Genomic DNA, 21378 nt, shown 5'->3' on the forward strand with positions numbered 1-21378 from the left:
GGCGATGGTTATGGTCGGCGCAAGGCTAGAACTTCAGATTGAGCCCGGTGCGGAACGACTGGTCGATGAGGGCCCCGGAGATCTGGCTGCTGTAGGAGAGATTGATCGTCGCGTCCACCGACACCCGCGCGTCGAGCCCGGCCTCGAGCACGGCGGCGTCGCGGGCGAGCGGCGTACCGGCGATGGTGAAGGGGTCGCCATTGGCGAAGCTGACCATGGTGATCGGCGTGACGGCGCCGAACGCATGCCGCCATCCGACGGTCGCGCGGGCGGTGGTGGAGACGCCGGCGAGGTCGAAGCCGGTCGCGGCATGCGCGCCAAGGGTGGTGAACGTCGCCTCCATCGTTGGATTATAGCCCGTGAGCGCTGCGGCGCCCCCCGTCTCGCGGAAGGCGTCGCTCGCCACATTGACGTAGGCGGCACCCGCGAAAGGCTCGAGATCGAACCGGCCGACACGCAGGCGATAGCCGAGTTCGCCGAACATCTGCGTGGTCCAGGCGCCGTACGAGGAGGTCAGCCGATCGGCGAAATTGGGAAGTATGATGGTGCGACTCGCAGCAAGTTCCTGCCAGCTGCCGGCGACGCCGGCGCGCAGCGCAAGCGCATTCCATTCGGTGCCAGCATAGAGACCGACATGGGCGTTGTCGCTGGTGCCCGAGGCACCGAGCCGTGCTACGTCGAGCCGTGTCTGGCTGTAGCCGCCGACGAAGCCGACCCGCCAGTCGCCGTCGCCGATGCGGGCATCGGCGCCCGCCAGCACACCACTGGTAGTGCGGTTGATGCGCGAGGCATTGCCGTCACCAGCCAGATGGCCCCACGCGCCGAGCGCCTGGCCCCATACTACGATGTCTTGGTTGGGCGTGCTTGCCGGCTGCCCGCTATCGGCCGCCGCATAGGCCATCATCGGCAGCGACGGTGCGCCGGCGGTGGCGAAGGCGTTGCGCAGACGGTCCATCACCGTGTCGCGTACGACGTGGCTGTCCTGCAGCAGCACGGCGCGGCTCGAGGCATGGATCTCGCCGGAGAACTGGTCGAATGCGCGGCGCGCGGTGGCTTCGTCCATCTGGAGGACGGCGCTCCACACCGGGCTGCCGATGTCGAGACGGTCGATCGCCGCGCCCGTGGCGCGCTGGTTCGGCGTCGCGCCGACAGCGGCGAAATCCGTGCTGTTGCGGGTCAGCGTCAAGGTGACGCTGTGCGGATCGTAGGCCAGGCTTGGCGTCAGGAAGGCGAGGTTGGAACTGACGTCCGCGAAGGTTCCGGAGAGCCCCCCGGCCGCGGTGAGGATTGTGTAGCTGGTCCGTAGTCCGTAGTTGCCGCTCCCGGCTAGGACGTTGACCCTGGCGCCGGCCAACGTCGCCAAGCCGCTCGCGACGACGCGGTCGCTTTGTCCGCCGGCATTGACCTCGGTCTCGTAGATCGCGCCGGGCGCGAACGCGAGATTGCCGGCGACATTGAGCGTGCCGATCGAGTTTCCCGGCGCGATGGTCGCGCCCGCGGCGAGCGTCGCCGGTCCGACCGTGCCGTTGCCTTGCAGCCGCGCGCCGGCGTCCACCGCGAGCGTGCCGCCGAGAACGCCGTTGACCGCCAGCGTGCCGGCCGCCACCGTGGTCGCGCCGCTGAACGCACTGCCGTCGCCGCTGAATGTCAGCCGGCCGTCGCCGCTCTTGGTGAACGGACCGCTGCCGCTGACGGTGCCGCCGAAGTCGACGACCGTGCCGCCGCCGGTTGTGATGGAGCCCGCGCCGGTGAAAGCCAGCCCGCGAGCAGCGGTGAAGCTGCCTTGCGTGCTCAGTGTGCCGCCATCGAACGTGACGCCGCTGCCAGCCGCCCCGAGGTTGTTGTCTGCAGCGACCTGCAGCACGCCGCCGCTGATCGTCGTGCCGCCCTGATAGGTATTGGCGCCTGCCAGCACCAGCGTGCCCGCGCCGGATTTCGTCAGGCCGCCGGCCCCGGTGACGGCCTGGTTCAGCGTGAACGTGTTCGCCGCGTCGGCGATATCGAACCCGCCGCCGCCTGCCGCAAGCGTGACCGCGCGGGACGTCGTCGTAAATGACGTGCCGGTAACCTGCAGCATGCCGCCCGTGAATGTCAGCGCGCCAGAAGCAAGCCCCAGATTGGCATCCGACGAGACCGAAAGGGTGCCGCCGGCGAGAATCGTGCCGCCGCTGTAGCTGTTGCTGCCGGTCAGCACCAGGGTGCCGCCTCCGGCCTTAGCCAGCGCGGTGCCGCTGCCATCGGCGATCGTCGACGCGATCGTGGCCGAGATGTTGCTGTCGACATTGAACACGCCGGCATTGCCGCTGGCCGGCGCGATCGCCAGAGTGCCACCGCTCAGCGTGTAGCCATTGGTCGAGAACTGCAGCGTATCGAAGCTCTGTGTGCCCGCCACCACCACCGTGCCGCCGGCCGCGCCGGCGAACACGCCGACCGATCCGCCCCATGTGCCGTTGATCGCCGCCTGTCCGGGTTTGCCGGTCCAGTTGGTGCCGCCGGCGCTCCAGGTTCCTGCACCGCCGTCGACGGTACCGTTGCCGGTGCTGTCGGCGCCGTCCCAGAACTGCAGGTTCTGTCCGGTGCCGAGCACCGAGAGGTTGACCTGGCCAGGAATCGTGGTCTCCAGCTGCGCGCTGGCGATGGTGAAGCCCGAGGTGGTGGAACTGAGGGCCTTGGCCGCGAAATCGCCGGACAGCGCGCCGCCATAGGTGAACAGGCGATAGAAGCCCGCCGCGGCGATCCGCGCGTCGAGGGTACCGCCGAGCGTGAGGTTGTTGCTCACGTTGACGAGATCGTTCCCGGTCCCCTGATTGCTGCCGCCGACCACGCCCGGCGTGTTCAGCTCGAAGATCGAGGTAGCTCCCGCATTGAGAGCGAGGTTGCCGGCAACCGTCAGCGTGCCGGGCGAGTTGCCGGCCGAGAGCGTTCCGTTCACCACGGTGGAGGACACCGTGCCGGAGCCGCCAAGCAGTGCGCCGGCTGCGACGGTGACACCGGAGGAGGCGGCGATCGAACCGTTCACATAGAGCGAGCCGCCGCTCACCGTGGTGGCGCCGCTGTAGGTGTTGTGGCCCGACAGCGTCAGCGCGCCGGTGCCGACCTTGGTCAGCGCGCCGTCGCCGTCGATACGGCCGGCGAACACGGCGTTGCCATTGCTGGTTCCTGTGGTCAGCAGGCTTGCTGAACTCAGCTGGACGAAAGAGCCGTCGCTGCCGGCCAGGGATCCAATCGTCTGATTGACCCCCTGCATCAGACCCGAACCGGCATCATGCAGCGTGATCCCCACGGACGTTGACAGCCCATTGGCCGTCCCGAGGATGAAAGTGCCGCCGTTGTAGACGTCGATGGTCGGCGTATTGAGCAGAGTGCCGCCGGTGGTCAGACGCAGCACGCCGTCGTTGATGACGGTCGATCCGGAGTAGCTGTTGATGCCGTACAGATCCTGGTAGCCCGTGCCGGTCTTGATGAGGCCGCCGAAGCCGGTGATGTTGCCGAAAAAACCCGAGTTCTGGTTGGCGCCCCCGACCGTCAGCGTCGCCGAGTGCAGGGCGATCGTTGTCGCGGAATTGCCGTTGATGCCGCCGACGCTCTGGTCGAAGTTGTTCAGGTCGTAGGTGCCGCCCCACACGACGAGTGTGCGGCTGTTGGCTATGGCATTGGCGGTGCCCATCAGCAGCGTACCGGCGTTGATCGTGGTGTCGCCGCTGTAGGTATTGGAACCGCTCAGGGTGAGGGTGCCGGTGCCATTCTTGGTCAGGCCGCCGGGACCGGAAATGACGCCGGAGAAGGTGGTGGTGGTATTGTCGTTGCCGGAGGTCAGTGTCTGCCCCGCGGCGACCGCCACGTTGCCGGTTCCGGCCAGCGAGCCGACGGTTTCGCTGGTGTTGAGGTTGTATGTTCCGTCGACCGTGAGCCGAGCAGTGGCCAGCATGGTTGTGCCGCCCGAGGTCGTCAGCGTCGCGCCGCTGTTCACATGATAGGCTTGGATGCCGCTCGCGGTCCCGCTCCAGATTGTGGTTCCATAGAATTCGAGCAGGCTTGCACCGAGGATGCTGCCGGCATAGTTGCCACCGTCCACGGTGATCGGGGCGTCGAGGCTTCCGATCGTACCCGCTCCCTGCAGGTTGCGGACACTCCCGGCATAGACATTGAAGTCAAGGACAGCATTCGCGGCCACCGTCGTGCCGGCGAAGGTGGAGGGCGCTGCGCCGAACTGCGAGGATCCCGCCCGCACATAGCCGCCGTCGATGTACAGCGAGGGTGGACTGCTAACTGCATTGCTGGCGAACCCATTAATGACGACGGTGCCTTGCTCGCTGGCGGAGCCGAGGTGCAGCACCGCGTTCCGGCCGAGCCTGCCGATGTTGATGCCGACAGAGCCGCCATTCTGGGCCGAGAGTGTGCCCGACTGGTTGTCGTCGACGTTGATGGCTCCCGCAATGCTCGCGAGCGAGGCCGCCGCACTGAGTTGGCCGCCCTGCAGATAGATCGGTGAGGCAAACTGGTTGGCGCTGGAGATTACCTGATAGTTGGTGATGTAAGTCTGCGCATAGCCGGCGCTGGTATCGACGACAAGCCAGGTTGCGCTCGCCAGCAGCACAGCGCGCCACGAAGGCACACATCGCTGTCCGTGAAAACAAGAATTGCGGGACGTTGATGGGCCCGTCATCGGCATTCGCGCCATGTTGTCAACCACGTCTTCTGAAGGTCCGCGATCGCACCTCCACCACGAACACTTGTTACTTGAGCTCCGTCCGGCAAGCAACGCATGGTGAAGAACATGCAGCGATTGGACGATGTCGTACCAAGGTACCGTGAACGGCTCCCGGTCAGGGACCGTCAGGCGCGAAACACGCACCGGGAATTACAGCAGGAAGCCGCACGCCGCGTTCGTAGAAGCTCTCGCGAATTGCTAGGGCGGCTCAGCTTGTCCCATTCGCATCGCGAAGGCTCGCATCAGCCGTGCGGCGCGGCAAGCTCGGCCGCGATGATGGCGCCGAGCGCCATGTCGCTCTGTTGTCCGAAACCGTGATGCACGATGTTGCCGTCGCGGCCGATCAGGATGCTGGTCGGGGTTCCCTGCATGCCGTAGCGCTGCATGGTGACCGGGATCGGCGTGCCGTCGCCGGCTTCGTCGACGCCGATCGGGAAGGTCAGGCGGTATTCGTGGATGAAGACTTCCAGCGCGACCTCCGTCATCGCCGCGTGGTGCTCGAACACGGTGTGCAGCCCGATCACCTGCAGGTCCGAATGCTTGAACAGCTCGAACGCGCGTTGCGTCTGTGGCGTGCCGTGGCCGACGCAGCCGGGACACAGCATCTGGAACGCGTGCAGCAGAACCGGGCGGCCGCGCAGCGCGGCCAGGGTCAGTGGCTCGCCGGTGTTGAACCAGCGGGACGCGGCGATTTCCGGTGCTGGAGTCACGGCCTGGTTCCTTGCGCCTGCCACCTCGCGGGAAGGTGACAAGACCGGCGCGGGCCTGTCAACGGCGGGCGATCAAGACGCGCTTGCCGCGGCCCGCCGTGCGCGCCGCGCGGCGCGGCGGCGCTGGGTCCAGAGCCTGGCGCGGTCGAGATAGAGATAGACCACCGGCGTGGTGTAGAGCGTCAGGATCTGGCTCAGGATCAGCCCGCCGAAGATCGCGATGCCGAGCGGCTGGCGCAGCTCGCTGCCTTCACCGAGGCCGATCATCAGCGGCACCGCGCCGAACAGCGCGGCGAGCGTCGTCATCATGATCGGGCGGAACCGCATCAGGCAGGCCTCGTAGATCGCATCGCGCGATGACAGCCCGCGCTGGCGCTCGGCGTCGAGCGCGAAGTCGATCATCATGATCGCGTTCTTCTTGACGATGCCGACCAGGAGGATCACCCCGATCATGCCGATGATGTCGAAATCGGTGTGCGACAGCATCAGTGCCGCGACTGCGCCGACGCCGGCCGAGGGCAGGGTGGAGAGGATGGTCAGCGGGTGGACGTAGCTCTCGTAGAGCATGCCGAGTGAGATGTAGATCGTCGCGAGTGCTGCGAGAATCAGGAACAGCTCGTTCGCCAGCGCCTGCTGGAAGATCTTCGCGGAGCCCGCGAACCCGCCGGAAATGCCCGCCGGCATGCCGAGCGCATGCATCGCGTTCTCGATCGTGGTGGTCGCGGTGCTGAGCGAGACGCCTGGCGGCAAATTGAACGAGATGGTGCTGGCGACCAGCAAATCCTGGTGGTTGACCGCAAGCGGCGTCTCGCCATGCTCGAAGCGGGCGACGCTCGACAGCGGGATCATCGTCTCCGCGCTGGTCGAGACCGCCGTTCCGGTCGAGGCGACGCCCTTGCCGGTGGCGCCGATCGAGTTGGTCGCCTGATTGCGCACCACATTGGCGGCGACCGAGCTGATCGAGCTCTTCTGCGACGACGATGCCACCGTGCCGGCCACCGCGTTGGTGCTCTGCGTGCCGCTCGCCGATCCGCCCGAGGTCGAGATGTAGACCTCCTTCAGGGTCTGCGGGTCCTGCGAGAAGCGCGGCGCGACCTCCATGATCACATGATACTGGTTGCGCGCGACGAAGATGGTTGAGACCTGGCGCTGCCCGAACGCGTCATAGAGCGTGTTGTCGAGCTGGCTGACCGTGATCCCGAGCCGCGAGGCGGCGTCGCGATCGATGACCAGATTGGCCTGCAGCGCCTTGTTCTGCTGGTCGGTGTTGACGTCGGCGAGCGTCGGCTCCTTCTGCAGCGCCGCAACGAGCTTGGGCGTCCACTCGTTCAGCTCCTCGAAGGTCGAGCCCTTCAGCGTGTATTGATACGCCGCGTTGCCCGAGCGCCCGCCGGCGCCGAGATCGCCGATCGATTGCAGGAACAGGGTGGCGCCCGCCACCTTTGCCAGGGGCGCGCGCAGCCGCTCGATCACCTTGTCGGCGCGCAGTTTGCGTTCGTCCATCGGCTTCAGCGAAGCGAACACGGTGCCGGTGTTGGTGCCGCCCGGACCGACGCCGCCGCCGCCGGTGAAGCCGACCGCGGTATCGACCGCCGGATCTGACTTTACGATGTCGATGAACTGGGTCAGCTTCTGCTGCATCAGCTGGAACGAGGTGCTCTGGTCGGCCTGGATCGAGCCGATCAGCAGCCCGGTATCCTGTTGTGGAACGAAGCCCTTGGGCACCACCGTGTAGAGATGGACGTTCAGATAGAGCGTGCAGCCCAGGATCAGCATCACCAGCAGCGGATGCCGCAGGGCGAGGCCGAGCGTCGCGCGGTAGCCGCTCAGCATCAGCTCGAAGGCGCGCTCGTTGATCCGGTAGATCCAGCCATGCGGCTGGCCTTCCTCCTTGCGCAGCAGAACCGCGCACATCATCGGCGTCGTCGTCAGCGAGACCACCAGCGAGATCACGATCGCGATAGTGATGGTCATGGCGAATTCGCGGAACAGGCGACCGACCAGGCCGCCCATCAGGAGGATCGGCACGAACACCGCGATCAGCGACACGCTCATCGAGAGCACGGTGAAGCCGACCTCGCGGGTGCCGACCAGCGTCGCCTCCAGCCGCGACATCCCGGCATCCAGGTGACGGGCGATGTTCTCCAGCACCACGATGGCGTCATCGACCACGAAACCGGTCGCCACCGTCAGCGCCATCAGCGAGAAGATGTCGAGCGTGTAGCCGAGCAGGTACATCACGGCAAAGGTCGCAATCAGCGACACGCCGACCGCCACGACAGGCACCAGTGTCGCCCGCGCATTGCGCAGAAAGGCGAACACGACCAGAATCACCAGGGCGACGGCGATGAGGAGCGTGATCTCGACGTCGTGCAGCGAGGCCCGGATCGTCTTCGAGCGGTCCATCGCCAGCGTGATGTCGATCGCGGGCGAAACCGAGGCCCTGAGCTGCGGCATCAGCCCTTTCACGCTGTCGACCATCTTGATGATGTTGGCGCCCGATTGCCGGTACACGATCATCACGACGGCCGGCTTTCCGTTGGAAAGGCCGAGCGTGCGCACATTCTCCACGGAATCGATGACGTCGCCGACATCGGTCAGGCGCACCGCCGCGCCGTTGCGGTAGGCGACGACGAGCGGCTTGTAGTCGGCGGCCTTCCGCGCCTGGTCGTTGGCGTAGATCTGGTAGCGCTGGTCGCCGACGTCGATGCCGCCCTTCGGGCTGTGCGCGTTGGCGCTCGACAGCGCGGCGCGGACGTCCTCGAGCCCGATGCCGTATTTGTAGAGCGCCGGCGGGATCAGCTCGACGCGCACTGCGGGCAGCGAGCCGCCACCGACCGAGACCTCGCCGACGCCCTCGACCTGCGACAGCTTCTGGGCCAGCACGGTCGAGGCGGCGTCATAGAGCTCGGCCGGCGTCAGCGTGTCCGAGGTCAGGGTGTAGATCAGGATCGGCGCCGAGGCCGGGTTGAACTTGCGGTAGGTAGGGTTGGCGCGGAGGTTGGTCGGCAGGTCGGCGCGCGCGGCGTTGATCGCCGCCTGCACGTCGCGCGCGGCGCCGTTGATGTCGCGGTCGATGTCGAATTGCAGCGTGACGCGGGCAGAGCCGAGCGAAGACGTCGACGTCATTTCGGTGACGCTGGCGATCTGGCCGAGATGACGCTCGAGCGGGCTCGCCACGGTGGAAGCGACGTCGGCCGGGCTGGCGCCGGGCAGGGTCGCCTGCACCATGATGGTCGGAATGTCGACGTCGGGCAGCGGCGACACCGGCAGCTTGAAGAACGCAATGATGCCCGCCACCACCAGTCCAAGAGACAGCAGCGTGGTGCCGACCGGCCGGCGGATGAAGGGTGCGGAGAGGTTCATTGCATTTGCGATCGGCGTTTGCCGATGAGCTTCTATCCGTCCGCGCTGCGATGCAAAAGCCTAAATGTCACAGGGCAATGCCATACACCCGCCGCGATTTGTCTTGCCGCAACAAAGCGCCAGATGGCGGCCATGTTCCCGATCGTGTGGTTCTCGACCATGCGGATGCGGACTACTTCGTTGCATTCTGGCTCGCGCCGACAAAGTAGAAGTCCTCGCTTCCCGGCACCGAACCGTAGCTGAAGGGCTGCTGGCGCCGATCCGTCGCCGCCATGACGTCGTCGCGCACGAGGTCGAACAGCTTGCGGATCTCGATCCGCGGGGTCTGCATGCGCTTGATCAGGGCGGTCACGAACGGGCTGTGGCCGCCGTCGCCGTCGAGCGCGACCTGGCCGTGCTTGGCGGCGTAGACCACAAGCGTGCCGCTGTCGGGTTCGACCTGGGCCAACCCCCTGCCGATCGAGCGTGACGCGACGGTGCGCTTGATCTGGTTGGCGAACGGATTGTCGCGGCAGGCATCGAGAATGACGAGATGCAGCTTGCGCGCCCCTTCTGTGGCGCCCATCACCTGGGTCAGGGCGACGGCCTCGAACGACACGTCGCGGTCGGTCGCGAGTTTGGCGTCGACCGGCACCAGATAGTTCTCGCCCGCCATCTCCATGCCGTGCCCGGCATAGTAGATCACGGCCCAATCGGCGCCGTCAGCCGCGTTGGCGAATGATTTGAGGGCTTCGACCAGGCTGTCCCGTGAGGCGTCGGTGACGAGACGGACATCCTGGAAGCCCACCGCGCGCAGCGTGTCGGCAATCGCCGCGGCGTCCTGGCCGGGATTCGGCAGCACCGGGACCGAGCGATATTTCGAATTGCCCACGACCAGGGCGACGCGCCGTTCGCTCGTTGCCTTCGGGCCTGCGCCGATCGGCGGGACCGGAACGGCCGCGGCGAGCGCGGGGACAGGATTGGCTGGGCCAGGTTTGGCCGCGCCGTGATCCGCGTCGACGCTCTTCTCCGTGGTGGCGACCTGATCCAGCCGTTGCAGGCCTTCCCTGGCGACGCGCTGGCCCTGGGTGCGGTCGAGCTGATCGAGGCCGATGACTTCGAGCGCATGCCGGAAGTCGGCGCGCGCACCCTCGACATCGCCCTTCTTCTCGTCGGCGAGACCGCGGCGTGCGTAATTCAGCGCGCCCTGTGCGTTCAGTTGCGTGGCGTGGTCGTAGTCGCGCATGGCCTGGTCGAGCTCGCCTCTGCTGGCGAGCGTGAGGCCGCGCAGCGAGTAGAACTCGGCTTGCCCGTCCTGGATCGCGATCGCGCGGTCGATATCGCGTGCCGCATTGTCGAGATCGCCGGCGCTGATCTCGACCACGGCCCGGCAATAATAGGGGCCGGCAGCGCGCGGCGCGAGCTTGATCGCATCCTGGCAATGCAGCGCCGCGAGCCGGTCTTTGCCGCGGAAATCATAGACCAGCGCGCGATTGACATAGGCGTACCATGAGCTGGGATCGAGCTCGATGGACTTGCCGTAATCGGCCAGCGCGCGATCATAGTCCCCGGTGGCAACGAACAACTCGGCGCGATTGTTGAACCAGCCGGCGCTGAACGGACCGGCAGGCTTGAGCCGGATCGCCTGATCGAAGTCGCTCAGCGCGCGGTCATAGGCCTGGTTCTGCAGATAGACCTTGGCCCGCTGGCCGTAGGAGGGCGCAAACGACGGATTGATCGCGATCGACTGATCGTAATCCGCCTTGGCTTTCTCCAGATCGCCCTTGTTATGCCAGGCCAGCGCCCGGTTATAATAGGTGATCGCGAGGTCGCGTCCTCTGGGATTGGCCGCGATCAGGCGGGTGCAGGCGGGGATCGCGAGCTCCGGGTGCGGCTCTTTGGCGTCGCACGCCGCGCCATCCTCTCTCAGACCGGCATGAGATGGTGAGTTCAGCAGCAACAGCAGGCCGAGCGCGGCGAGCTTCAGCAATGAGGGGCGCATTCCAGTCATTCCATTCCAGCGACCGGAAATTGAAACCACAATATTGTTCGCGCCGTGGCAAAATTCCGCGAACCGGTTCCTCAATGCGCGAGATCGACGCCAATGGCGCGGCCGCACTCAGACCGAATCGAGCCCGTCCGCCGCACGTGCATCGCGATGCAGCGGGCCGGAATCATGCAGCACCGTCGCGAGCTGGTGCAGTTGCGCGTCGCGAAAGCCCTGCTTCTCGATCGCCGCGACGGTCGAGAGCACGTAGTCGCGGTTGTTGCCGGAGCGGCCGTGGCCCTGCTGCACCAGGCGCAGTTGCTCGGAGAGCGACAGTCGTCCGGCATATTGCACATGGCCGCGATCGACCACATAGGCCAGCGCGGAGACGCGATCGCGCGCCGCATTCTCCAGCCACACCGAGCGCATCACCTCGCGGTAGACGTTGGTGGTCTGCTCGCGCGCCCGCAAATAGGCGATGGTGTCGTGGCGCTGGCGGGCGGCGACGCGGAACGCGATGCCGCGGCAGGCGCCGCCGCGGTCGAGGCCGAGCACCAGGCCCGGCTTCTCCGGCGTGCCGCGGTGGTCGAACGAATAGACGCAGAGCGCGCGATGCTCGCCGATCAGCCGTGCCGGCACCTGCTCGAGGAACTCGAAGCCCGGTTTCCACATCAGCGAGCCATAGCCGAACACCCAGAGGTCGCCATCGGTTTCGGAATGGGGAGGATTTGCTGACATCGCGCAGATGGGCTAGCAGAACACGCCGTCGAAGCGAAGCAGATTCCGTGACGCTTCCAAGGGTTACGTAAGGGTTACGCAAAGGTTGCGCGAGGATTGCGCAAGAGGTGCGTAAGGGTTGCCCGCGGCTTGCTGCCGCTTCGATTTTGACAAATTCGCCCGCCAAAGGACGCCGCATGTCCGATTTGAACTCCGCCCCCAGCCGTCGCTCGCGCTTCGGCCTCTATGCCGTCCCTGTCGTGGTCCTGATCGCCGCGGTGCTCTGGAGCGGCTTCTGGTTCTTTGCCGCCTCGCAGGTCGGCGTGCAGGCCGATGCCTGGCGCGCGCAGGAGGCGAAGGCCGGCCGGGTCTATGATTGCGACAAGCGCTCGGTGGCGGGCTACCCGTTCCGGCTCGAAATCCGCTGCGAGCAGCCCAGCGTGATGCTGGTGTCGCAGACTGCCTCGCCGGAAATGTCGTTCGTGGCGCGGCTGGTCGAGATCCTGGTCGTGGCGCAGATCTATGATCCCAAGCTCGTGATCGCGGAGTTCAAGGGCCCCGCCACGATCGCCGAGCGCAACGCACAGCCGACGCTACAGGTCAACTGGAGCCTGGGCCGCAGCAGCGTGGTCGGCCTGCCGGCGGTGCCGCAGCGCGCCTCGCTGGTGTTCGACAATCTCGCCATCGACCGCACCGGCGGTCCCGCGCCGACACCGCTGATGCGCGTCAATCACATCGAGCTGCACGGCAGGCAGGTCGACGGCTCGGCGCCGGACAGCTCCGCGATCGAGACCGTGCTCCAGATCGCCGGCGGCACCCTGCAGGACGTGCATCCGCTGCTCACCCAGCCGTTCAACGCCGACATCCATGCGCGGCTGAACGGCCTGAAGGATTTCGCGCCCAAACCGTGGCCGGATCGTTTCCGCGAGATCCAGGCGGCTGGCGGCAGCGTCGAGATCCAGCAGTCGCGGATCGAGCAGGGCGACGTGCTTTCGGTCGCGGCCGGCACGCTCCGTCTCAACGCGCAAGGCCGCATCGAGGGCGAGTTGCAGATGACGGTCGCCGGCCTCGAGCGCGTCATCCCTGCGCTCGGCATCGACAAGATGCTGGAGGAGGGCGTGCCGCAGTCCACGCTCGACCGCGTCGCACCGGGCGTGAAGAGCCAGGACCTCAGCAATCTGTTCGGCGCGCTGGATCGCGCCGTCCCCGGCCTCGGCAAGGTGATCAAGCAGAACGCCAATGCCGGCATCTCCGCCGGCATCAATTCGCTCGGCACCGAGGCGACGCTCGAAGGCAAGAAGGCGCGCAGCTTCCCGCTGCGCTTCTCCGATGGCGCGGTGTTTTTGGGGCCGCTGAAAGTCGCGCAGATTCCGCCGCTGTTCTAAGGGTGACGCTGCGAAGACATCCGTCATTGCGAGGAGCGACAGCGACGAAGCAATCCATGCGTCCGCATATGCGGCGCGATGGATTGCTTCGCTTCGCTCGCAATGACGGAGTGAACTCGCGGGGCGGGTTAGGCGAAGCCGTAACCCGCCGTTGTTCACCGCCAGCCGTACGGCGGATTACGCTACGCTAATCCACCCCACGCCCGTTACGCATGCTCAAACGGGCCGACTTCGCGGATCACCTTGCAGATCTGCAGGAAGCCGCTGGCGTAGAATTCGGCATGTCCGCGCTGCATGGTTTCGACGTGGTCCGGATGATGGCGCCAGGCTTCGAGCGCTTCTTCCGAGGCAAAGCGAAACAGGGTGAGCTCCTCGCCATCTGCCGCCTTGAACGATTTCACTGACAGGAGTCCCGGAAGGCGGCTGACGATTTCGTACATGCGTTCGCCCAGCCGGTTGTATTCCTCGAGCGAGGCGTCATCCCGTAACTTCAGGTCACCGACCACAATGACTTCACCGATCATCTTGCTGTCCTTCGTCCATCGCATGTCCGTGGCAGCCTGAAACGGGTGCCGAACGACAATTCGGTCTTGCGACCGGTGTTGTTACACGTCCGCCATCGTTCACCGCGGGCTGAGAGGCGAATTGTGCTGCGCAAAATCCACCCTCCGCACTGCGCGGACACCTTATTCCCTCGCGCACGATATCGTCCGTCGCGGCAAAACATTCCCGCGGCGACGATGAGAAAAACGTAACCGGAATATTGCGGGCCGCCGCGAATATCAGTCCCTGAATACCGCTCTCTCTCGCCTGAGGAAACAACCTCGTGTGGAGGGAAGCGATGCGAATTCTCGGGGGGATTCTGCTCGGCAGCGTGCTGTTGTCGGCAGGTCCAGCGTTGGCGGACGACGATGCGTCGGAGCTGAAGGCGTTGAAGGCACGCCTCAGGCAGCTCGAACAGAAAATGGAAGTGCAGGCGCGCAAGGAGGAGGCGCTGGCGGCAAGACAGAGCGCAATGCAGAACACGCACATGGCGGCCAAGGCGCCGGTGCCGTTCGATCCCTGCGCATCGGGCAAGCTCTGCTACAAGGGCGTCACCTTCACCTTCGGCGGCTGGGTCGATCTCACCGGCATCTATCGGACCCGCAATCTCGCCTCCGACACCGGCTCGGTCTACGCCTTCATTCCGTTCCCGCAGAGCAAGAACTTCAACACCGGCGAGTCGCGCTTCTCGGCGCGGCAGACCCGCTTCTCGGTGCTTGCCGAAGCCGAAGTCTTCGCCAACACCCGCGTCGCCGGCTACGGCGAAATGGATTTCGAAGGCGCGGCGCAGACCGCGAACTCGGTCGCCACCAACTCGTTCAACCCGCGGCTGCGTCAGGCCAGCGTCGAGGTCAGTCGCACCGATCTCGGCCTGCACGTGCTTGCCGGTCAGAGCTGGTCGTTGAATGCGCCGAGCAAGGCCGGCATCGATCCGCGCTCGGTCGATGCCCCCGGCGTGATCGATTTCGAATCGGTGCCCGGCTTCCTCGCCGCGCGGCAGCCCGGCATTCGTGTCTGGCAGGACATCGGGCCCGAATTCAAGCTCGCGGTGTCGGCGGAAAATCCGCAGACGTCGTTCTTCGGCGGCAACACGCCGCTGGTCGGCACGCCGGCGGTTGGGCCACAGGGCGTGCTCAATCCGAACCTCCTGGTCAACCTCACCGGGCCGGGCGGCAGCTTCTTCAACAACGCCAACAATGTCAGCCTCAATCACGTGCCTGACTTCACCGTGAAGGGCGCGTGGGATCCGCGGCTTGGGCCCTACAAGCTGCATGTCGAAGGCTGGGCGATGTATCGCGACTTCTACGATCGCTTCAACTTCGCCAATCACGACGTCAACACGGTGAGCTTCGGCGGGCACTTCTCGGCGGAGATCGTGCCGAAGCTCTTGGAGCTGCAAGGCTCGGCGTCGCACGGTGCGCTCGGCCGCTTCACCGCCGCGCCGTTCCCGGATGCGACGGTGCGCCAGGACGGCTCGATCCAGCCGCTGCCGATCACGGCGTTCCTGCTCGGCACGGTCTGGCACACCACGCCGTCGCTCGATCTCTATGCCTATGCCGGCCTCGAGAAGACCAAGGCGACGTTCTCCAATGTCGGCACGGTGCCGTTCGGCTACGGCAACCCGCTCTACAACAATCTCGGCTGCAACATCGAGAACTCGCCGGCGGCGACTTGCAACGGCAACACCTCGGAGGTCAGGCAATACACCGCCGGCTTCTACGACACGATCTTCAAGGGCGACTACGGGGCGATCAAGGCCGGCATCCAGTACTCCTACAACCAGCGCTTCGCTTTCGCAGGTGTCGGCGGCGCGCCGAAGACCGACGACCACATCGTCATGACCCAGATCCGCTACTACCCGTTCTAGGACTCTGGTTACCTCGCCCCGCGTGCGGGGAGAGGTCAGATCGCATCGAAGATGCGATCTGGGTGAGGGGGAGTTTCCGCGAGTTCGCTAGCCAGCATTGTTGCGGAGACGGCCCCTCACCCCAACCCTCTCCCCGTAAGAACGGGGAGTGGGAGCGTAGAGCTGGAAAGGAACATGCAGATGAGGATCGTGAGCAGAAAGGAGAGGGCCGTGATCGCCCGCGAACTGATGATGGTCAGCCGCGCCGCGCATGTGTTGCAGCGAACCGGCCTGGCGATGGCCGGTGCTATGGCCGGCACCTTCGTCGCCGCCCAGCTCGCGAAGGGACACATCGCTTTCTTCGGCACGCTTGCCTTCATCGTGACGACGATCGTGATCGGCGCCGTCGGCTTCTATCTCGGCATCGATATTCCAAGGCCCGCCTTGCGCGCCACGGGGCGCATTGATGCCGTCGAGCTCATGAGCGCGGGCGGCATCTTCCTCGCCGCGCTGGCTGCGCTGGTGTCGGTCTATGGCATCGTGTTCGACGAGATCCCGCCGCGCGCCTGGGAGTTCGTGATCGGCTCGTGGTGGTTCGGCGGCGATGTCATGCTGGCAACCGCCGGCCTCGTCGGCCGCCAGCGGCTGACCCAGAAGGTTGCGCCGATATCGGCGGCGGGGCCGATCCGGGATCAGCGACTGCGGCGATGAGGATCGGCGCTGCAGACTGTCTGCGCGAGAGGCAAGACTCGGACAAATCATGTCGCGAGAATGCGGTAGTTTGACTCACAAGCGGCACCGCACACTCCCGGTCGTCCCGGCGAAGACCGGGACCCATAACCACAAATGCTGATTGTCGTGCGATGCGAGAATGACGAGTCCCGATCACAACATTCGCCGCGGCGTATGGGTCGGCTTTTCGCCGGGACGACGAATGGGCAGATCCCGGCTACTATGCCTACTTCTTCAAATTCGCATGCGGCCGGCCGAAGTCGGGCGCGGCGGAATCCTGGCCGATCTCGACGATGCCGCGGCGGATGGCGCGGGTGCGGGTGAAGTGGTCGAACAGCGCTTCGCCGTCGCCGCGCCGGATCGCGCGCGTCAGCTTCGACAGATCCTCGGTGAAGGTGCCGAGCATCTCGAGCACGGCGTCCTTGTTGGCGAGGAACACGTCGCGCCACATCGTCGGGTCCGACGCCGCGATGCGGGTGAAGTCGCGGAAGCCGCCGGCGGAGAACTTGATGACCTCGGATTCCGTCACTTGCGCCAACTCGTCGGCGGTGCCGACGATGGTGTAGGCAATCAGATGCGGCAGATGGCTGGTGATCGCGAGCACGAGGTCATGATGATCCGGCGTCATGATCTCGACCTTGGCGCCGAGCGCGGCCCAGAACGCGCGCAGCCGGTCGGTCGCGGCGGGGTCGGTGCCTTCGGGCGGCGTCAGGATGCACCAGCGGTTGATGAAGAGCTCCGCGAAGCCGGAATCCGGTCCCGAATGCTCGGTGCCGGCCACCGGATGCGCCGGGACGAAGTGCACGCCGCCAGGCAGATGCGGCGCCATGTCCTTGACGACGGCGCCCTTCACCGAGCCGACGTCGGAGATGATTGCGCCGGGCTTGAGATGGCCGGCAATCTCGGCCGCGACCGGACCACAGGCGCCGACCGGAATGCAGAGGATGACGAGATCGGCGTCCTTCACCGCCTCGATATTGGTCTCGACGACGCGATCGACGATGCCGAGCTCGGCGACGCGCGCGCGCGTCTTCTCCGAGCGCGCGGTGGTCACGATCTCGCCGACCAGGCCTTGCGCGCGTGCGCCGCGCGCGATCGAGCCGCCGATCAGGCCGAAGCCGATCAGCGCGATGCGGTTGAAGAGCGGAGCCGTGGTCACGTCGGTGTTCACTTTCCAGCCAGGAAGTCGCGCAGGCCCTCGACCACGAGGCGGTTGGCTTCCTCGGTGCCAATGGTCATGCGCAGCGCATGCGGCAGCTTGTAATTGTTGAGCGCGCGCAGCACGAGGCCGCGCCGGGTGAGATAGGCGTCGGCTTCCGCGGCGGTCCTGCCCTTGTCGGCCGGGAAGTGGATCAGCACGAAATTGGCGACGCTCGGCGTCACCTTGAGCCTGAGCTTGCCGATCTCCTCGGTCAGCCAGTTGCGCCACTGTTCGGTGTGCGTCCGCGACATCTGCACATGCGCAGTGTCCTCGATCGCCGCCACCGCGGCCAGCATCGCCGGCGTCGTGACGTTGAACGGACCGCGGATGCGGTTGCAGGCATCGACGATATGCGCCGGGCCGAACATCCAGCCGACCCGCAGCGCGGCCAGGCCATGGATCTTCGAGAAGGTGTGCGTCACCACCGTGTTGTCCGTGGTTGCGACCAGCTCGATGCCAAGCTCGTAGTCGTTGCGCGAGACATAGTCGGCATAGGCGGCGTCGAGCACCAGCAGCACATGCGACGGGAGTTCAGCCCGCAGCCGCTTGACCTCGTCGAACGGGATATAGGTGCCGGTCGGATTGTTCGGGTTGGCGAGCCAGACCAGTTTCGTGCGCGGCGTCACCACCTTGAGGATGGCATCGACGTCGGCCGTGAAATTGCTCTCGGCCGCAATCACGTTCTTGGCGCCGTTCGCCATCGTGGCGATCGGGTAGACCAGGAAGCCATGGGTGGTCGAGATCGCCTCATCGCCGGGCGCGAGATAGGTGTGCGCGAGCAAATTGAGGATCTCATCGGAGCCGGCGCCGCAGATGATGCGGTCCGGATCGAGCCCATAGGCGCGGCCGATCGCCTCGCGCAGCACGCGCGAGGTGCCCTCCGGATAGTCCTCGAGATGGTCAGCCGCGCCCTTGTAGGCCGCGATCGCCTTCGGAGACGGACCGAACGGCGTCTCGTTGGCGGACAGCTTGAACACCTTGCGCCCCGGTTCCGGCACCGGGCTCTTGCCGGGCGTGTAGGGCGCAATATCGAGGATGCCGGGATTCGGCACGGGGCGGGACATCATCAACTCCGGATATACTACGGGCGGCCGGCTCTTACTTCAGGTCCTGGCCGATCCGTTAGAGGGCACCGTATAGCGCGTTGCGTGGCTGCCGACGAGGGCCGAAGAGCGCACCGAGGCGCCGGCCTCGATCAAGGCGAGCTTGATCTTCTCGAAACCCTTGTTGGTCAGGTCTTGCCCGGTGACCGACACCAGCAGGGCCGCGCCGTCGAACGCGGTGTCGGGGACCGCGACGATCTCGGCGAGCGGCGCCAGGGCGCGGGCGACATCGGCGTTCCAGCCGGAGACGCGCACGCTCCAGGTCTGCACCTCGGTCACCATGGCGTCGTCGGCGACCCGCGAGATCACGAACACCGGCAACGCGGCGGGATGGTCGGCGCGTTCGAGGAACGGCAGCCGTGCGATGATCTTCGGCGCGCCATCGGCTTCGAGCGCATTCCACCACGGCGTGCGGCTCGCGATCGCGGAGACCAGCGCGAGGTCGCCCTTCGACTTCGCCGCCGCCTCGACCGCGGCCTGGGCGCTGAAATGCGACACGTAAGGCACCACGAAGCCGAAGTGAAACCGCGCCGAGTCGCGCATTGCGGACTCGCCCACGGAAACATCGGCATGCACGGCGAACGGCGCCTGCACATAGGTGAAGGTCGAGATGATGACGCGCCAGATGCTCTCGATGGTGTCGAGCGGCAGGATGCCGCGATGGCGCTGCACGAGTTCGCGCATCATGCTGGCCTCGCGCGCCGGGCGGAACGCCGAGCCGACCTCCTGGGTCTTCTTGACCTGGATCAGGCGGTCGATGATGTCGCCGCGCGCCATCAGCAGGCGGTGAACCTGCTCGTCGATCGCGTCGATCTCCTTGCGCAGCTCCTGCAGCGAGGGCGGCGACGGGGGTGGGTTGGACATGCTCTCAAACCTTGTCGTCCGGGCGGCCCGATGCCGTGCCAGACAGGGTCCCTGATTAGGAAAGACGGCCAGCGAAAGCAAAGAGAAACGTCGCAGGCGTGCCTTGCGCATTCGGTTAACCATTGGCGCCCGGCAAGGGGAGGTTCGCGGGCCGCCTTGACGACGGGGGGCCTGGGGACTAGGTTCGCTGCACTCCGTGGTCATTTGAGCCGGCCGGCTTGCAGCCACGTTAAACAACTCGCTAAACAGGCCGGGGACAGATCAGCTCCCGGCCGAACCTTGTTCAGGCCGGGTTTTTTATGGCCTGATTTTCTGTTCGAGCCCTCCCACGCGAGGGCAGGGTCGCCTAGATGAGCAACGTGCGTCCGATACCGAGCCCGCAAACCCCGAGCGATGATCGCGCCCATGAGGCCGATCACCCGTCGTCATTGGTGGCGAAGTTCGGCATGGATCAGCCGCTGAAGCTCGATTGCGGCGTCGATCTTGCGCCGTTCCAGATCGCCTATCAGACCTATGGCCAGCTCAATGCTGACAGGTCCAACACGATCCTGATCTGCCACGCGCTGACCGGCGATCAGCACGTCAACAACACCCATCCCGTCACCGGCAAGCCCGGCTGGTGGGACACCATGGTCGGCGCCGGCAAGCCGATCGATCCCGAACAATACTTCATCATCTGCTCCAACGTGATCGGCGGCTGCATGGGCTCGACTGGCCCTGCGTCGCTGAACCCTGCGACCGGCAAGGTGTGGGGGCTCGATTTCCCGATCATCACGATCCCCGACATGGTGCGCGCGCAGGCGATGCTGATCGATCGCCTCGGCATTGCGACGCTGTTCTGCGTGGTCGGCGGCTCGATGGGCGGCATGCAGGTGCTGCAATGGACCGCGGCCTATCCCGAGCGCGTGTTCTCGACGCTCGCGATCGCCTGCTCGACGCGGCACTCGGCGCAGAACATCGCGTTCCACGAGCTCGGCCGCCAGGCCGTGATGGCCGATCCGGACTGGCGCGGCGGCCGCTATGTCGACGAGGACACGCATCCGCATCGTGGACTGGCGGTGGCGCGGATGGCGGCGCACATCACCTATCTCTCGGACGCCGCGCTGCACCGCAAGTTCGGGCGACGGATGCAGGACCGCGAGCTGCCGACCTTCTCGTTCGATGCGGATTTCCAGGTCGAGAGCTATCTGCGCTACCAGGGCTCGTCCTTTGTCGAGCGCTTCGACGCCAACAGCTATCTGTATCTCACGCGCGCGATGGACTATTTCGACATTGCCGCCGACCACAATGGCGTGCTTGCGAAAGCGTTCACCGGCATCAAGACGCGGTTCTGCGTGGTGTCGTTCACCAGCGACTGGCTGTTTCCGACCTCGGAATCGCGTGCCTTGGTGCATGCGCTGAACGCGTCGAGCGCACGGGTGTCGTTCGCCGAGATCGAGACCGATCGCGGCCATGACGCGTTCCTGCTCGACGTGCCGGAATTCCTCGAGATCTCCCGCGCCTTCCTGCAGGCCGCAGGCAAGGCCCGCGGATTGAGGGACAACGGCCAGTCATGAGCATGCAGCAAACCTTGCCCTTGCCGGGCGTCGCGCCGGAGCGGACCGGCGGCTATCGCACTGATCATCTGCTGGTCGCCGACATGGTGCGGCCGGGCTCGCGCGTGCTCGACGTCGGCTGCGGCGACGGCGAGCTGCTGCAATTGCTGGAGAGCCGCGGCATCGACGGCCGCGGCATCGAGCTGTCGCGCGAGGGCGTCAATGGCTGCGTCGCCAAGGGTCTCGCGGTGGTGCAGGGTGACGCCGACACCGACCTCGTCAACTATCCCGATGACGCCTTCGACTACGTGATCCTGTCGCAGACCTTGCAGGCGACGCGGCAGCCGAAGGTGGTGCTGGAGAACCTGCTGCGGATCGGCCATCGCGCGATCGTCTCGTTCCCGAATTTCGGGTTCTGGAAAATGAGGCTGCAGCTCCTGATCGGCGGCCACATGCCGCGGACCGAGAATCTGCCGGCGAGCTGGTACGACACCGCCAACATCCATTTCTGCACCATCAAGGATTTCGTGCAGCTCTGCGAGGAGATCAACGTCAAGATGGAGCGCGCGGTGGCGCTCGATCTCTACGGCCGCCCGGTGCCGCTCAACCTGCCCTGGTGGGTGTGGAACATGTTCGGCGAACAGGGCGTGTTCCTGCTCAGCCGGGGTAGCAAGGCGAGCGACAAGACCAAGTGACAGC

General features: G+C 65.9%; 14 protein-coding genes and 1 riboswitch. Of the genes, 5 read left to right on the forward strand and 9 right to left on the reverse strand.

The features are described from left to right. Positions 1-25: 25 nt before the first annotated feature. The 5 genes from HAP47_RS06035 to HAP47_RS06060 form a co-directional block, all read right to left on the reverse strand. Complete coding sequence (locus tag HAP47_RS06035; RefSeq protein ID WP_305879377.1) at positions 26-4615, reverse strand: autotransporter outer membrane beta-barrel domain-containing protein; 4590 nt, start codon at positions 4613-4615, stop codon at positions 26-28. 338 nt (positions 4616-4953) lie between these two features. Then, positions 4954-5421, reverse strand: a complete 468-nt coding sequence (locus HAP47_RS06045) for a peroxiredoxin family protein (protein ID WP_173639024.1) — start codon at positions 5419-5421, stop codon at positions 4954-4956. Positions 5422-5493: 72 nt separating this feature from the next. Then, positions 5494-8787, reverse strand: coding sequence for an efflux RND transporter permease subunit (locus HAP47_RS06050; protein WP_173639023.1), 3294 nt, complete (start codon positions 8785-8787; stop codon positions 5494-5496). 172 nt (positions 8788-8959) lie between these two features. Next, the gene (locus HAP47_RS06055; RefSeq protein WP_173639022.1) at positions 8960-10768 is read right to left on the reverse strand and encodes a caspase family protein; all 1809 of its coding nucleotides are present in this window, start codon (positions 10766-10768) and stop codon (positions 8960-8962) included. Positions 10769-10885: 117 nt separating this feature from the next. Beyond that, positions 10886-11491, reverse strand: coding sequence for a gamma-glutamylcyclotransferase (locus HAP47_RS06060; RefSeq protein WP_173639021.1), 606 nt, complete (start codon positions 11489-11491; stop codon positions 10886-10888). A 176-nt stretch (positions 11492-11667) separates the two neighbouring features. Between HAP47_RS06060 and HAP47_RS06065 the strand changes: the two genes are divergently transcribed. Further along, a complete protein-coding gene (locus tag HAP47_RS06065) occupies positions 11668-12855 on the forward strand; it encodes a DUF2125 domain-containing protein (protein WP_173639020.1) in 1188 nt (395 codons plus the stop codon). A gap of 206 nt (positions 12856-13061) precedes the next feature. Here the strand turns inward: HAP47_RS06065 and HAP47_RS06070 are convergent, their stop codons facing one another. Further along, complete coding sequence (locus HAP47_RS06070) at positions 13062-13379, reverse strand: antibiotic biosynthesis monooxygenase family protein (RefSeq protein WP_173639019.1); 318 nt, start codon at positions 13377-13379, stop codon at positions 13062-13064. Positions 13380-13696: 317 nt separating this feature from the next. Here HAP47_RS06070 and HAP47_RS06075 point away from each other — a divergent pair, with 317 nt between their 5' ends. After that, a complete protein-coding gene (locus HAP47_RS06075; protein ID WP_210284314.1) occupies positions 13697-15265 on the forward strand; it encodes a hypothetical protein in 1569 nt (522 codons plus the stop codon). Between the two features lie 210 nt (positions 15266-15475). Continuing rightward, entirely contained in the window at positions 15476-15955 is a 480-nt protein-coding gene (locus HAP47_RS06080) for a hypothetical protein (RefSeq protein ID WP_224924647.1), read from the forward strand. Positions 15956-16202: 247 nt separating this feature from the next. Here the strand turns inward: HAP47_RS06080 and HAP47_RS06085 are convergent, their stop codons facing one another. From HAP47_RS06085 to HAP47_RS06095, 3 genes are read right to left on the reverse strand one after another with little or no spacing between them, the layout of a single operon-like run. Further along, on the reverse strand, positions 16203-17135 hold the full coding sequence (locus tag HAP47_RS06085; RefSeq protein WP_173639018.1) for a prephenate/arogenate dehydrogenase family protein: 933 nt from the start codon (positions 17133-17135) through the stop codon (positions 16203-16205). Between the two features lie 8 nt (positions 17136-17143). Then, positions 17144-18241, reverse strand: coding sequence for a histidinol-phosphate transaminase (gene hisC / locus HAP47_RS06090; RefSeq protein WP_173639017.1), 1098 nt, complete (start codon positions 18239-18241; stop codon positions 17144-17146). 39 nt (positions 18242-18280) lie between these two features. Continuing rightward, positions 18281-19144 carry a chorismate mutase gene (locus HAP47_RS06095; protein WP_173639016.1) on the reverse strand — a complete coding sequence of 288 codons (864 nt, stop codon included), beginning with the start codon at positions 19142-19144 and terminating at the stop codon, positions 18281-18283. A gap of 186 nt (positions 19145-19330) precedes the next feature. Continuing rightward, a riboswitch (SAM riboswitch) is annotated at positions 19331-19410 on the forward strand. A gap of 84 nt (positions 19411-19494) precedes the next feature. Here HAP47_RS06095 and metX point away from each other — a divergent pair. Next, on the forward strand, positions 19495-20700 hold the full coding sequence (gene metX / locus HAP47_RS06100) for a homoserine O-acetyltransferase MetX (protein ID WP_173639015.1): 1206 nt from the start codon (positions 19495-19497) through the stop codon (positions 20698-20700). Next, the gene (metW, locus tag HAP47_RS06105; RefSeq protein ID WP_173639014.1) at positions 20697-21374 is read left to right on the forward strand and encodes a methionine biosynthesis protein MetW; all 678 of its coding nucleotides are present in this window, start codon (positions 20697-20699) and stop codon (positions 21372-21374) included. The genes metX and metW overlap by 4 nt, the downstream gene beginning before the upstream one ends. Positions 21375-21378 lie beyond the last annotated feature (4 nt).

This window comes from Bradyrhizobium sp. 41S5, from assembly GCF_011516665.3.
Lineage (GTDB): Bacteria > Pseudomonadota > Alphaproteobacteria > Rhizobiales > Xanthobacteraceae > Bradyrhizobium > Bradyrhizobium quebecense.